At 67.1% G+C, this 12,541-nt stretch carries 11 protein-coding genes and 1 tRNA gene; 8 read left to right on the plus strand and 4 right to left on the minus strand.

Annotated elements, in window-relative coordinates:
* Positions 1-91 precede the first annotated feature (91 nt).
* The 5 genes from glpK (at position 92) to B146_RS0118560 (ending at position 6,073) form a co-directional block, all read left to right on the plus strand.
* Positions 92-1,597, plus strand: coding sequence for a glycerol kinase GlpK (glpK, locus tag B146_RS0118540; protein ID WP_019997974.1), 1,506 nt, complete (start codon positions 92-94; stop codon positions 1,595-1,597).
* A gap of 99 nt (positions 1,598-1,696) precedes the next feature.
* Complete coding sequence (locus B146_RS0118545; protein ID WP_019997975.1) at positions 1,697-3,211, plus strand: FAD-dependent oxidoreductase; 1,515 nt, start codon at positions 1,697-1,699, stop codon at positions 3,209-3,211.
* 8 nt (positions 3,212-3,219) lie between these two features.
* A complete protein-coding gene (locus B146_RS0118550) occupies positions 3,220-3,546 on the plus strand; it encodes a hypothetical protein (RefSeq protein WP_019997976.1) in 327 nt (108 codons plus the stop codon).
* A gap of 264 nt (positions 3,547-3,810) precedes the next feature.
* Complete coding sequence (locus B146_RS0118555) at positions 3,811-4,509, plus strand: FadR/GntR family transcriptional regulator (RefSeq protein ID WP_274532750.1); 699 nt, start codon at positions 3,811-3,813, stop codon at positions 4,507-4,509.
* A 301-nt stretch (positions 4,510-4,810) separates the two neighbouring features.
* Entirely contained in the window at positions 4,811-6,073 is a 1,263-nt protein-coding gene (locus tag B146_RS0118560) for a porin (protein WP_019997978.1), read from the plus strand.
* A 74-nt stretch (positions 6,074-6,147) separates the two neighbouring features.
* On the opposite strand, the gene B146_RS27950 is transcribed toward B146_RS0118560, so the two are convergent.
* Together B146_RS27950 and B146_RS0118570 are read right to left on the minus strand one after the other, a co-directional pair.
* Entirely contained in the window at positions 6,148-7,806 is a 1,659-nt protein-coding gene (locus tag B146_RS27950; RefSeq protein ID WP_162141954.1) for a methyl-accepting chemotaxis protein, read from the minus strand.
* Positions 7,807-8,004: 198 nt separating this feature from the next.
* On the minus strand, positions 8,005-8,355 hold the full coding sequence (locus B146_RS0118570; protein ID WP_019997980.1) for a hypothetical protein: 351 nt from the start codon (positions 8,353-8,355) through the stop codon (positions 8,005-8,007).
* A gap of 146 nt (positions 8,356-8,501) precedes the next feature.
* Between B146_RS0118570 and B146_RS0118575 the strand changes: the two genes are divergently transcribed.
* The 3 genes from B146_RS0118575 to B146_RS0118585 all read left to right on the plus strand — a co-directional run bounded on the left by B146_RS0118575 (position 8,502) and on the right by B146_RS0118585 (position 10,934).
* A complete protein-coding gene (locus tag B146_RS0118575) occupies positions 8,502-9,482 on the plus strand; it encodes an SMP-30/gluconolactonase/LRE family protein (protein ID WP_019997981.1) in 981 nt (326 codons plus the stop codon).
* 42 nt (positions 9,483-9,524) lie between these two features.
* A complete protein-coding gene (locus B146_RS0118580) occupies positions 9,525-10,727 on the plus strand; it encodes an SMP-30/gluconolactonase/LRE family protein (protein WP_019997982.1) in 1,203 nt (400 codons plus the stop codon).
* A gap of 117 nt (positions 10,728-10,844) precedes the next feature.
* A tRNA-Ser gene (locus B146_RS0118585) sits at positions 10,845-10,934 on the plus strand.
* Between the two features lie 104 nt (positions 10,935-11,038).
* On the opposite strand, the gene B146_RS0118590 is transcribed toward B146_RS0118585, so the two are convergent.
* Together B146_RS0118590 and B146_RS0118595 are read right to left on the minus strand one after the other, a co-directional pair.
* Positions 11,039-12,049, minus strand: a complete 1,011-nt coding sequence (locus B146_RS0118590; RefSeq protein WP_019997983.1) for a tyrosine-type recombinase/integrase — start codon at positions 12,047-12,049, stop codon at positions 11,039-11,041.
* Positions 12,050-12,233: 184 nt separating this feature from the next.
* Positions 12,234-12,541, minus strand: a 308-nt coding sequence (locus tag B146_RS0118595; protein ID WP_205753718.1) for a hypothetical protein, incomplete at its 5' end; no start/stop codon positions are given.

Consider the following 12,541-nt stretch of genomic DNA (forward strand, 5'->3'; position numbering starts at 1 on the left):
ACTGGCAAGGCACGCGATTCGGGAGGAGACGCAGCTTGAAGAGCAGGATTGAGCCGGCGACGCGGCAAGGGGCATGGGCGGGAGCGGGCGCATGAGCGGCTACGTTCTCGCCATCGACCAGGGCACCACCTCGTCGCGCGCCATCGTCTTCGACGACAGTTTCCGCGTGGTCGGCGTCGGGCAGGAGGAGTTCGAGCAGATCCTGCCGCGTTCGGGCTGGGTCGAGCACGATCCCGAAGCCATCTGGCGCAGCGTCGTGGCGACCGTGAAGGCCGCGCTGGCCGACGCCTCGCTTTCGGCCGCCGATCTCGCCGCGCTCGGCATCACCAATCAGCGCGAAACGACGATCCTCTGGAATCGCGACACCGGCGAGGCGATCCACAATGCGATCGTCTGGCAGGACCGGCGCACCGCCGAAATCTGCCGCCAGCTCGTGTCCGACGGGGCCGAGGAGATCATCCAGCGCAAGACCGGGCTCGTGGTGGACCCCTATTTCGCGGGCACCAAGATCGCCTGGATTCTCGACAATGTGGACGGCGCGCGGGCGCTCGCCGAGCGCGGCAAGCTCGCCTTCGGCACGGTGGACAGCTTTCTTCTCTGGCGGCTGACGGGCGGGCGCGTTCACGCGACCGACACGACCAATGCCGCGCGCACCATGCTGTTCGACATCGACGCGAACCAGTGGGACGAGGAGCTGTGCCGCCTCCTGCGCGTGCCCGCCTCGCTCCTGCCGGAGGTGCGCGACTGCGCCGCCGAGTTCGGAACGACCGACCCGAGCCTCTTCGGCGCGGCGATCCCGATCTGCGGCATGGCGGGCGACCAGCATGCCGCGACGCTCGGCAATGCCTGTTTCCAGCCGGGCATGATGAAATCGACCTATGGCACGGGCTGTTTCGCGGTTCTGAACACCGGCACCGAGCGCGCGCCCTCGCGCAACCGCCTCCTCTCCACCGTCGCCTATCGGCTGGACGGGCAGACGACCTACGCGCTGGAAGGCTCGATCTTCATCGCGGGCGCGGCCGTGCAATGGCTGCGCGACGGGCTGAAGCTGGTGGAGCGGGCGAGCGACACCGGGCCGATGGCCGACCGGGCGAGCGACGAGCAGGACGTGTATCTCGTGCCGGCCTTCACCGGGCTCGGCGCGCCCTGGTGGGACGCCGAGGCGCGCGGCGCGATCTACGGCCTCACCCGCAACACCGGGCCGAACGAATTCGCCCGCGCCGCGCTGGAGGCCGTGTGCTTCCAGACCGCCGATCTCCTGCGGGCCATGCGCGCCGACTGGCCGGGCGCGAGCGACACCAAGCTGCGCGTGGACGGCGGCATGGTGGCGAGCGACTGGACCATGCAGCGCCTCGCCGACATCCTCAACGCGCCGGTGGACCGGCCCGTGGTGCTGGAAACCACCGCGCTCGGCGCGGCCTGGCTCGCCGGGCGGCATTGCGGTGCCTGGCCGGACATGGACCGCTTCGCCGAGCGCTGGCGGCTGGATCGGACCTTCGAGCCGGGCATGGACGCGGCCCTGCGCGGCCGCAAGCTCGCCGGCTGGGAAAAGGCCGTGCGCCGAACCTTGAGCGATCTGCCGGGCCTCGTCGGATAGAACCGCAGCGCCGGGCGGCACGACGCCCGGCGCGCCCGCACGGAACCTGTTGGGCATGACCCGATTTGGCTGGAAGGATTCCAGACAAGGGCAGGGCGCATGGCTGAGGCGAACAAGGGACCGGACTTCACGCAAGGAATCGCATCGTCGGACCTCGCCCCCGGCGCGATGCTGCGCGGAACGGTGGACGGCGCGCCGGTGATCCTCGTGCGGTCGGAAGCGGGCCTTCGCGCCTTTTCCGCCAAATGCACCCATCTCGGCGCCATGCTCGACACCGGGCTTCTCGCCGGGGGTGAAATCCGCTGCCCCTGGCACCATGCCCGCTTTTCCGCCAACACGGGCGAGGCCGTCGCCGCGCCGGCTTTCGCGCCGCTCGGCTGCTACCGCGTGGAAGAGCGGGACGGGCGCATCACGGTCGGCCCGAAGAGCGAAAGCGCTCCGCCCGTCCCCAAGCCGCGGGCGCCCGAGCGCATCGTCATTCTCGGCGCGGGCGCGGCGGGTTTTGCCTGCGCCTTCGAACTCGCCCGCCACGGCGTGGGGAGCCACGTCATTCTGATCGGCGAGGAAGCCGACTCGCCCTATGACCGCACCTTCTGCTCCAAGCAGTATCTCGCCGGCAAGAAGGAGCGCGACGGCGTGCGCCTGCGTGAGACCGCCTTCCTGCAGGAGAGCGGCGTCACCTTGCGCATGGGCGAGCGTGTCGCGGCGATCGACGCCACAGGCAGAAACGTCCGGCTGGAAAGCGGCGAGGCGCTTGGCTTCGACGCGCTGGTGATCGCGACCGGAGCGAGCCCGCAGCGTTTGGATACGCCCGGCTTCGAGCGCGAGAATGTCTTCGTCCTGCGCAGCCTTTCGGATGCGGACCGCATCATCGCGAGCGCGTCGGAAGGCAAGCGCGCGCTCGTCATCGGTTCGAGCTTCATCGGGCTGGAAGCGGCCGCTTCCCTGCGCGGGCGGGGGCTCGAGGTCGACGTCGTGGCGCCGGGCGCCGTTCCGATGCGCAAGGTGCTCGGCGAGGAGGTCGGCGCCATGGTGCGCGCCATCCACGAGGAGAACGGCGTTCGCTTCCACACGGGCAAGGTCCGCTCCTATGACGGAGCCGTCGCTCTTCTGGAGGACGGCACGTCGCTGCCGGCCGACTTCGTCGTGCTCGGCCTCGGCGTCTCGCCTCGTGTCGATCTCGCCGCCGAGGCTGGGCTCGACCTCGCCTCCGGGGAGGAGGGCGGTGGCATTCGCGTCGATGCACGTCTCGAAACCTCGCAAACCGGCATTTTCGCGGCCGGCGACGTCGCCAATCTGCCCAAGCGAACCGGCGAAGGACGCCAGCGGATCGAGCATTGGGTTCACGCCCAGCGGCAGGGTCAGCATGTCGCCCGCGTCCTGCTCGGGCAGGGCGAGCGCTTCGAGGACGTGCCCTTCTTCTGGACCGCCCATTTCGGCACCAGCCTTCGCAATGTCGGCCATGCCGACGAGATCGCGGACGCCCGGATGGACGGCTCCACTGAAGCACGCGATTTCGCGCTGCGCCTGACGGACAGGCAGGGCGGCGAAGCCCTCGTCACGGCCAAGCGCGACAAGGTCGCGCTTCAGGTCGAGGCGGATTGGGAGCGGTAGCGCGGGCGATGCGCTATCCCGCGACGCCGGATGGCCGCTACTTCGTGAGGCGCGGCCGGCTCTGGCGCATGTCCGACCCCTCGCTCTCCGAGCCCGAACGCGAGGCGCTGGTGAAGCGCCTGATGGCGGCGCGGCGCTCGGTCGCCGAAGCGTTGCGGGCGAAGGACGCGCCGGCGCTCCGCGCCGCGCGCCGGGCGGTGGACGAGGCCAAGCGGGGCCTTGGCGAACGCGGTCCGGTCTGGTGGAGCGACGGCGCGCCCGATCTCAATCGGCGCATGGCGCGCAACACGCCCTATGCTGACTGGTTCGCCGCGCTCCCGACCGAGGAGAACTGAACCGCATGGCCAAGCATGTGGGCGCCCATCCATTTTCTTGGCGTCCCGGCTTCGATCCGTCTATTGTCTGACGAATCCGTTCGGTCGCGGGTGAATAAAGCGCTCGCGCACTCTGGAGCCGCGGGCGGCTTTGTGATGCACTCCGAATCGGGAGGCGCCGCGTGGGGGATCGCGCGGTGAGACGAGGGGGACGCAGCTCTGGGAATCGACATCGCACCTGTCAGGCGCACGGCAGCCCGACAATCGCTGCGCCTCCATGGCTCGATCGCGCAGGATATCGGCACGGCCATTCTGACGGGACGCTACGAGCCGAACGATCTCCTGCCGAACGAGGTCACCTTCTCCGAGCAGTTGCAGGTGTCGCGCACCGCCTATCGCGAGGCCGTGCGCATTCTCGCCGCCAAGGGGCTGGTGCATAGCCGGCCGAAGGCTGGGACGCGCGTCAGCCCGCGCAGTTCGTGGCATTTCCTCGATCCCGACGTCTTGCGCTGGATCTTCGAGAGCGGCACGCCGGACCCCGCCTTCCTGCGCGAGCTGTTCGAGCTGCGCCAGATCGTGGAGCCGGCGGCCGCGGCGCTCGCCGCCGAGCGGCGCACGCCCCAGCATGTCGAAGACCTGCGCCGCGCGCTCGACAACATGGACAAATACGGGCTCGCCGTGGAGGACGGTCGCAATGCCGACCGGCTCTTCCACGAGCTGATCCTGATGGCGACCGGCAACGAGGCGCTGGGAACGCTCGCGAGCGGCATCGCCTCGGCCGTGCGCTGGACCACCATGTTCAAGGCCAAGGACGGGCAGATGCCGCGCGATCCGCTGCCCGAACATGTCGCGGTGTTTCTCGCGATCGAAAAGGGCGATCCCGTCGAGGCGCGCAGAACCATGGCGGAACTCGTCGGGCTGGCGCTGAACGACATCGCCGCGCTGGGCGACGAGGCAGGGCTTCCGCGCCGCGCCGGCGTGTAGACGACGCGCGAGGACAATGCGCGTCAGGCGCAGGCGCGCGGTGGGCCGCGATCCTTGGCCGCCGATGATTCGGAACGGGTCAAGAACGCGTGGCGGAGCCGCGTGCGAGCGCCACGCATAACGTGAGGTTCCTGCAACACCGGGTGAGGAATACCCCCTCCACGCAAGGGGCAGAGGCCGTCAACGGTTGAGCGCCGCGCCGCTTTCGGGTCCGATAGTAAGGGATAAGATCCAATCCGGCGATGGGGACGGCCTTCAGGGTCGGTGCCGGATCGGGTCGACCGCATTCGGGGACAGTGCCATGACGATCCGTAGCCTTCTTCTTGCCGCGAGCGCGAGCCTGCCGGCCTTGACCGGGGCACAGGCGGCCGACGCCGTCGTCGTTCCGCAAGCCGAGCCCGCCGATTTCGTCCGGGTCTGCGACGTCTACGGGGCGGGCTTCTATTACATTCCGGGAACCGAGACCTGCCTGAGCTTCGGCGGCTATCTGCGCTTCGACACGATCGTCGTCGGAAGCCCGGCGCGCAATCTGGAAGGCGACGCCTACGAAGCGCGCACCAGCATCCGCACGCGGCTGAACTTCGACGTGCGCGAGGAAACCGAACTCGGCACGCTGCGCGCCTATGCCCGGCTCCAGAACACCAATTCCTCCGGCACCGACAACGAGGTCGAGCTCGACCAGGGCTTCGTTCAGCTCGGCGGCTTTCTCGCGGGCTATCGCGATTCGATGTGGTCCTCCGATATCGGCGGCATCGAGGACGGGCTGCTGACCGACACGGATCTGGTCGTTGGCGACTTCAACACCAACCAGATGTCCTACACGTTCGTGGCGGGCAATCTCTCAGCGACGCTCGGCCTCGAAGACGATCAGACCGGCGACGCGACGCCCGATGTCCATGCCAAGCTGGTCTATTCCGGCACGTGGGGCGGGGCGTACCTGTCGGCGGTCTATGACGAGACCTTCAACCAGGAAGACGCCGCCAACGCCTTCGCGCGCGACCCGTTCGACTATCAGGGGATCGAGACCTATCCGATCTTTCTTCCGCGCCTGCCGACCCGGCTGCAGGACGGAAACAACGACGCCTTCGCGCTGAAGGGCGGCGTTCTCCTGAAGAACGTCATCGCGCCGGATTCCTCGCTGAAGGTCGAGGGGCATTATGCCTTCGACCCGACCGTCTATTCCTCGATCGCGGGCCTTGCGACGACCAGCACGTTCACGGCCGACAATCCCAACGTCCTGAACCCCGAGCCGGGCTCGGTGCCGATCTTCCTCGAATATGCCGTGGGCGCCGGCTATGCCCAGAAGTTCGGCGCGCTCGGCTTCGCCGTCGCCGGCCAGTTCGGCCGCACCTTCGACACCGGCTTCTTCGGGCAGTTGCCGGACGGGCGCTTCGGCGCGCTCGAAAGCCGGGGCGACTACTACGCCTTCGTCGGCAATCTCGGCTACCAGATCACGCCCAAATTCGCCTCGCTGGCCGAAGTCTCCTACCGCAATGTCGATTTCGACCGGATCGGCGAGGTCGATCAGGTCAGCGGGTTCCTTCGCTTCCAGCGCGATTTCTGACGGGCCGATCGCGGCTCATGAAAAAGGGCGCGCTCGCGGGAGCGCGCCCTTTTTTGTCATGTCGTCCGATGTGCTCAGGCGCTGCGGCGCATAGGGGTCTTGAGCGGACGCGGCGCGGCGCCACCGGAAACGCTCACCAGCACCGGACGGTGAAACGCTTCGTCCTCGGATGCGGCCTCAAGTAGGGCGGGGGCAGGGCGGCTTTCCGAGGCGGGCGCCTGTTCGGCCGAACCCGTCGTCAGCTTGAAGCGGCCGGCGTCCGATTGCAGCCGTCCGGCCTCGGCGGACAGCTGGTCGGCGGTGGCGGCCATCTCGCTCGCCGCGCCGGCATTGGCCTGCGTCACCTGATCGAGCTGCTGAATGGCCTGGTTGATCTGTTCGACGCCGACCGACTGTTCGCGGCAGGCGGCCGAAATCTCCGACACGAGTTCCGCCGTCTTCCGGATATCGGGTACGAGCCGCTCCAGACGCGCGCCCGCTTCCTCGGCGACCACCAGCGTCTTGGTGGAAAGATCGCCGATCTCGCTCGCCGCTGTCTGAGAGCGTTCGGCGAGCTTGCGCACTTCGGACGCGACCACCGCGAAGCCTTTGCCGTGCTGCCCGGCGCGGGCCGCTTCGATGGCGGCGTTGAGGGCGAGAAGGTCGGTCTGACGCGCGATTTCCTGAACCACCGCGATCTTCTCGGCGATTGCGCGCATGGCCTTCGTGGACTGCGTCACCGCCTCGCCCGTGCTGCCGGCATGCTCGGCGGCCTGCGCGGCGATCTTTTCCGTGGTCGAGGCGTTGTCGGCGTTCTGGCGGATATTGGCTGACATCTCTTCGATCGCGGCCGAGGCCTGCTCGGAGGCCGCGGCCTGTTCCGTCGAGCCCGACGACAGGCGCTGCGCCGTTTCCGCCGACTGGCCGGCGCCCGCCGTCACCTGACCCGCCGTGTCGCGGATGTTCGCGACGATCGAGGTCAGATTGCGGGACATGAGCCGCGCGGCGTGCTGGAGGTCGCCGATCTCGTCGCGGCTGTGGGCCGGGGCGAGGGGCTCGCTGAGGTCGCCTTCCGCGATTCGGCCGAACGCCTTTTGCAGCGTCTCCAGCGGACGGAACAGGCGGCTGCAGACGAGAAAGACGATGAGGCCGGCCAGAGCGGCGATCACGAGATTCGAGATCACCATCTGCTGAACCGTCGACTGGATGCCCGCCAGGTAGGAAGTGCGATCGAGACCGACGAGGAGAAGGCCGATCGTCTGGCCCGAGGCGTCCTTGATCGGATCATAGGCGACGTAATAGGGCGTGCCGAGAATGCTGGCCTCGCCCCGGAAGGGCTCGCCGCCGGCCAGGGTCTGGCTTGCGACCGCAGCAGAGGTCAGCTTGGTTCCGGTGGCGCGGGACCCGTCGGGATTGCGCAGATTGGTGCTGACGCGGGTGTCGTTCTGGAAGATCGTCGCCGCGCCGCCCAGGATCCCGCCGATCTCGTCGACGATCCGCGTGTCGTCGTTCAACTTCTGCGAGCCGAGATACAATTGGCCGTTTTCCAGTCGGAACGGCGTCTTCTCGGGATTGAGGATACGCCAGGCCACCTTGATGTTCGACGCGAGCCGCGTTGCGGCCTTCTGCTCCGCATCGGTGACGGCGGCGCTGTAGGACTGCCAGATATTGACGACGGATACCACCGCCAGCGTCGACAAGGCGAGCGCGACAACCTTGGCGCGGACGGACACTCTCAGCTTCTGACTCGGCACGTTCTTTGTTCCCCTCGGCGCCGCGAGTTCCGGCGCGGCGTTTTCCAGTCGGGGACGATAAGGTTTTGGCGCCTAATTAGTGCCCAACGAAGAGGCATCGTGTCCGTAATCTTGGCGCCATGCTGAACGTTGTTTGAACGCGAACGCCGGACGCGCGGGTCGATCACGCCCTGGTTCAGACACGCCAGGGCGTCCGGCTCAGCCCTCGGCCAACCCCTCCCGTGCCAGACGCTCGAAACCGCCGCGCGGAACGATATGCGGCAGGAAGGGCGCCTTGGCGGGCTCGTCCCGCTCGACCTCCCGTGCGCTCGTCCATTGCGTCTCGATATTCTCCGATGCCGCCATGGTCAGCGTGATCTCGTCGCCCCAATGCAGGCCGAAGAGCGGGCGCTTTTCCCCGAACGCCGCCCATTCCCGCATCAGAAGCGTCCAGGCGCTCGGCGTTTCGTGCGCGCGGCCGAGCATCCAGAGAAGCTTGCTCTTCTTCATCCGCAGCGAGCCGTAAGCGGCGATATCGTGAAAGGCATCATGCAAAAGTTCGGTCTTCATCGATCGATCCAAATCCTTGTTCCGTAAGAAGAAAATGGTGATTTTTCTTCGCGATTTCAATGAGTTGAAGCGGGATTTGCGGGGCTTCTGGAGCCAATCCCCGGTGATTTCGTTGGGTCATCGTCTGATGGGGAGCGCGGGCTGCGATGAAGAGACGGGATGTTCTGGCGGCCGGGATCGGCTTCGGCGCTCTGGCCCTTTGCCGTCCGGGATGGGCGAGGGGCGCGGCGACGGCTGAGGACGGCGATCTCTCGGCCATCCTGAAGCCCGGCGCGCGCCTCGAAACCCTCTATGAGGGCGGGCGCTGGTGCGAAGGGCCATGCTGGCTGCCCGAGCGCGGCGGGCTCGTGTTCAGCGACGTGCGCGCCAACCGCATGATGCTTCTGACAGAAGGCGACGAGGCGAAGCCCTATCGCGACCCCTCGGACAACGCCAATGGCAGCGTGCTCGATGCGCAAGGCCGCCTCGTCACCTGTCAGCATCGCACCCGCAGCGTCGTGCGCGAGGAAATGGACGGAACGCTCACCACGCTTGCCGATCGATTCGACGGCAAGCGCCTGAACTCGCCGAACGACGCGGTTCTGGCATCGGACGGCGCGATCTGGTTCACCGATCCGGTCTATGGGATTCGCCAGCCCGACGAAGGTCTCATGGCCGAGCCCGAACAGGCGGCTCGGCGCGTGTATCGCATCGCGCCCGATGGCCGGCTGGAGGCGCGGATCGACCGTCTCGACCAGCCGAACGGCCTCGCCTTCTCGCCCGATGGCGCGACCCTCTACGTGTCGGAAAGCGGCGCGGCGCTCAACCCGGAAGGCCCGAGCGGCATCTGGGCCTTCGGTATCGGAAGCGATGGGAGCGCGGACGACGGCCGACTGTTCGCGGCGATCTCGCCCGGCGTTTCGGATGGTCTGGCGGTCAGCGAGGCGGGGCTTCTCTTCGCCGCCTGCCAGGACGGCGTGCGCATCTTCGGCAAGGACGGCACCCAGCTCGGCCGAATCCCGACCGCGACCGCAAGCTCCAACGTCGCCTTCGGCGGCCCGGACGGGCGGCGCCTTTTCATCACGGCCGGCGAAAAGGTCCATGCGATCGACCTTCAGGTCGCGGGACTGGCCCACGCCCGCCCCTGACGGGCCGCTTCCGCAACGTTCCCCTTCGATAGGACCGACCCCATGCCGCTCTCGCGCCGCCTGTTCCTCGCTCAAACCGCCTGCGTCTCCGCGCTCGGCTTCCTCCCTGGCTCGGCGCTCGCCGAGGATAGCCGCTCACCGCGCTTCGACATCGGCGCGGCGGGCGAGGCGAGCGCGGCGCGGCCTGTGGGGACGATGGAACTCGCGATCCTCGCCGACGCGCCGTCCACGCCGACCGGCCTTGCGATCTCGCCGGGCGGCCGGGTCTTCGTGATGATGCCGCGCTTCTCGTCCGACGTGCCCTTCACCCTGGGCGAGGTGGCGCCGGACGGCTCGGTGACGCCCTTTCCCGATGCCGCCACGAACGCGATCGATCCGAAGGAGCCCCAGCTGGCGCTGTTCCATGTGCCCAATGGCGTTTTCGATGGGCAAGGCCATCTCTGGGTGCTCGACGCCGGGCTCCCCGATGGCAAGGGGCCGCCGGTGCCGGGCGGAGCGAAGCTCCTGCGCATCGACATCGACACGAAACAGATCCTGCGGACCATTCCGCTGGAGCCCGGCGTTACGCCGACCTCTTCGCTCAACGACCTGCGCGTCGATTGGGCGGAGGGGCGCGCCCGCGCCTTCGTCTCGGATCAGGGCCAGGACGGGGAGGGCGCGATCCTCGCCGTCGATCTCGACACGGGGCGGGTGGTGCGCCGCCTCGCCGGCCATGCGAGCACGCAGTCGCAGAAAGGGCTCGCCAAATTCGTCGAGCACCGTCCCGTGGTCCTTCAGCCCAAGAGCGGGCCGGCGCGTCCGGTGCAAGGGGGCGCCAACGGAATCGCGCTCGGCCCGAACGGACAGCGCCTCTATTATGCGCCGCTGATCGGGCGTCATCTCTATGCCGTCGAGGCCGGCGCGCTGCTCGATCCCGAGAAGACCGACGCCGACATCGCCGCGATGGTGGAGGATCTCGGCGAGAAGGGCATGACCGGGGGGCTCGCCGCCGATGCGCAGGATCGCGTCTACCTGACGCTTCAGGAGCAGAACGCCGTGGCGCGTCGCCATCCCGACGGCCGGATCGAGGTCGTCGCCTACGATCCGCGACTCGTCTGGGCGGATACGATCGTCATCACGCCGGACAATTGGCTCTATGTCTCGGCGGCGCAGGTCAATCGCCGGCCGGAATACAATGGCGGAGAGGACCTGCAGAAGCCGCCCTATGCCATCCTGCGCGTCCGGATCGACGCCGGTCCGGCCTGATGGCCGCGCGGGAATGGTGATGGAGCTTGCGGCGCGCTGGACCCTTTGGGCGGGCTTGTAGGATTTGCGACATGCCCCCTTGATCCGCCGATCCGCTTCCGTTACTCGGAGCGTACCGGAGAGGTGGCCGAGTGGTCGAAGGCGCTCCCCTGCTAAGGGAGTATACCAGAGATGGTATCGTGGGTTCGAATCCCATCCTCTCCGCCATTACAAGCACTTAATTGCCCTTTCCAATCTGCGGAACGTTGCTGATTATAGCAGAACACTGCGTGAACATGCGAGGGTTTGCGGGGGAATATCGGGGGAAAGCCTCAGGCTGATTCTCTAAAATTCCAGCCCGCTCGCAAGGCCGATCGTCCAAGATCCGGCGTGCCGAGTTTCGTGTAGCGCTGCCATTCCCCTGATTTCCACCCGCCTTCGTCTTGTAGTCGGCGCACGTCCTTGGTCTGCGCGTAGAACCACGTTGCCCATGTGTGCCGGCAGACGTGCGGCGTAATGATGCCGGGGTCCAGGCCCGCAGCAATCGCCGCCGTTCTGAACACCTTCGATATTTGGCCGCCGGACGCATTGCCGTATCGGTACGCCGCGCCGTCTTTGCGCCTGAACACTGTGCCGCCGGCTTCGATCGTCGGCAGGGCACTCATCGCCTTCACCACCTTCGGGATCAGCGAGACGCGACGCTCTTCACCATTCTTCGTGTCTCGCAGAATTGCGAACCGATGCTCCAAGCTAACGGCGTCGGCCTGGAGAGTAAGGGCCTCACCCAGCCTCGCTCCCTGGCCGAGAAGGAACGTCACCATCACGGCCAGATATGGGTTCTGATTGGCTTCGAGCGCCTTCAGCAGCTTATCCACCTGCGAGGGCAGAAGGAATGCCGTCCGCTTGTTCCCCCCTGAAGGCGCCTTGATGCGCGCCACAGAGAACCCGCCGTCCTCGGAGGCCATATTCAGTATGGCTTTGACCGGAGTGTAAAGCTGGCGCCGAATGGTCGATGGCGCGGCTGACGGGTAGAGGGCATTGGCCGCTCGCTTCAGTTCTGCTCCGGTGATCTCGCCAACCGTCATGTCGATGAAGTGGCGGGAGATCGGCTCCAGAAACCGGGCGTTTGGCTTCGCCTCCTCGTAGGCGCGCAAGGCCGTTTCAAAGCTCATGTCGGCTCCCGTCTCCACACGACGGGTGGTTCTTTCGGCGAGGATGCGTTTGAGTTCCTCGCGGGCTTCGGGGAGCTTCTCACGCTTGGTGCTGATTTCGACGCGCTTGCCGTCGATCGTACCGCGCGCGACATAGTAGGGGCTCTTGGGCCGCTTCGTGAGCTTGAGCATTCGGGGGTGACGATCTTTTCTAGGTCCTCGGGCCAGAAGAACATTTCCCGGCCGACTTTTCGGAATGCGCCGATTTGTCGGGCGCGCTCGCGTAGAGCCCGCTCCGAAATGGTGATACCCCGCGAGGCGAAGTCGGCGATGGCTTGATTGACCGAGATTGCGCGAAGGATCGGTTGCTCACCCATCACCGTCCCTCCTCACGGGAGAGGGCGGCACGGCGCGAGCGCTGCCGGAACCTGTCCTTCTCGTGAACGGCAGCGAAGGCAGCATAGGACGAGGTCAGATGCTTCTTGCCGGTTGGCCATGTACGCCTGTCGATGATGCATAGGGCTTCAGGCGCGTCCTCGAAGAATGGCCCATCATGGCTTATCGTCACGACCGAGATCATCGCATCCGGGTTAGCCGCCATGAACTCCCGCAGGACACCTTTCATTGCGGCCAAAGGCCATGATCCCTTGCGCTGAGGCACCTCTCCGGCTCTCCGAAGCTCAA

Origin of the sequence: Aureimonas ureilytica DSM 18598 = NBRC 106430 (genome assembly GCF_000382705.1) — a bacterium.
Taxonomy (GTDB): domain Bacteria; phylum Pseudomonadota; class Alphaproteobacteria; order Rhizobiales; family Rhizobiaceae; genus Aureimonas; species Aureimonas ureilytica.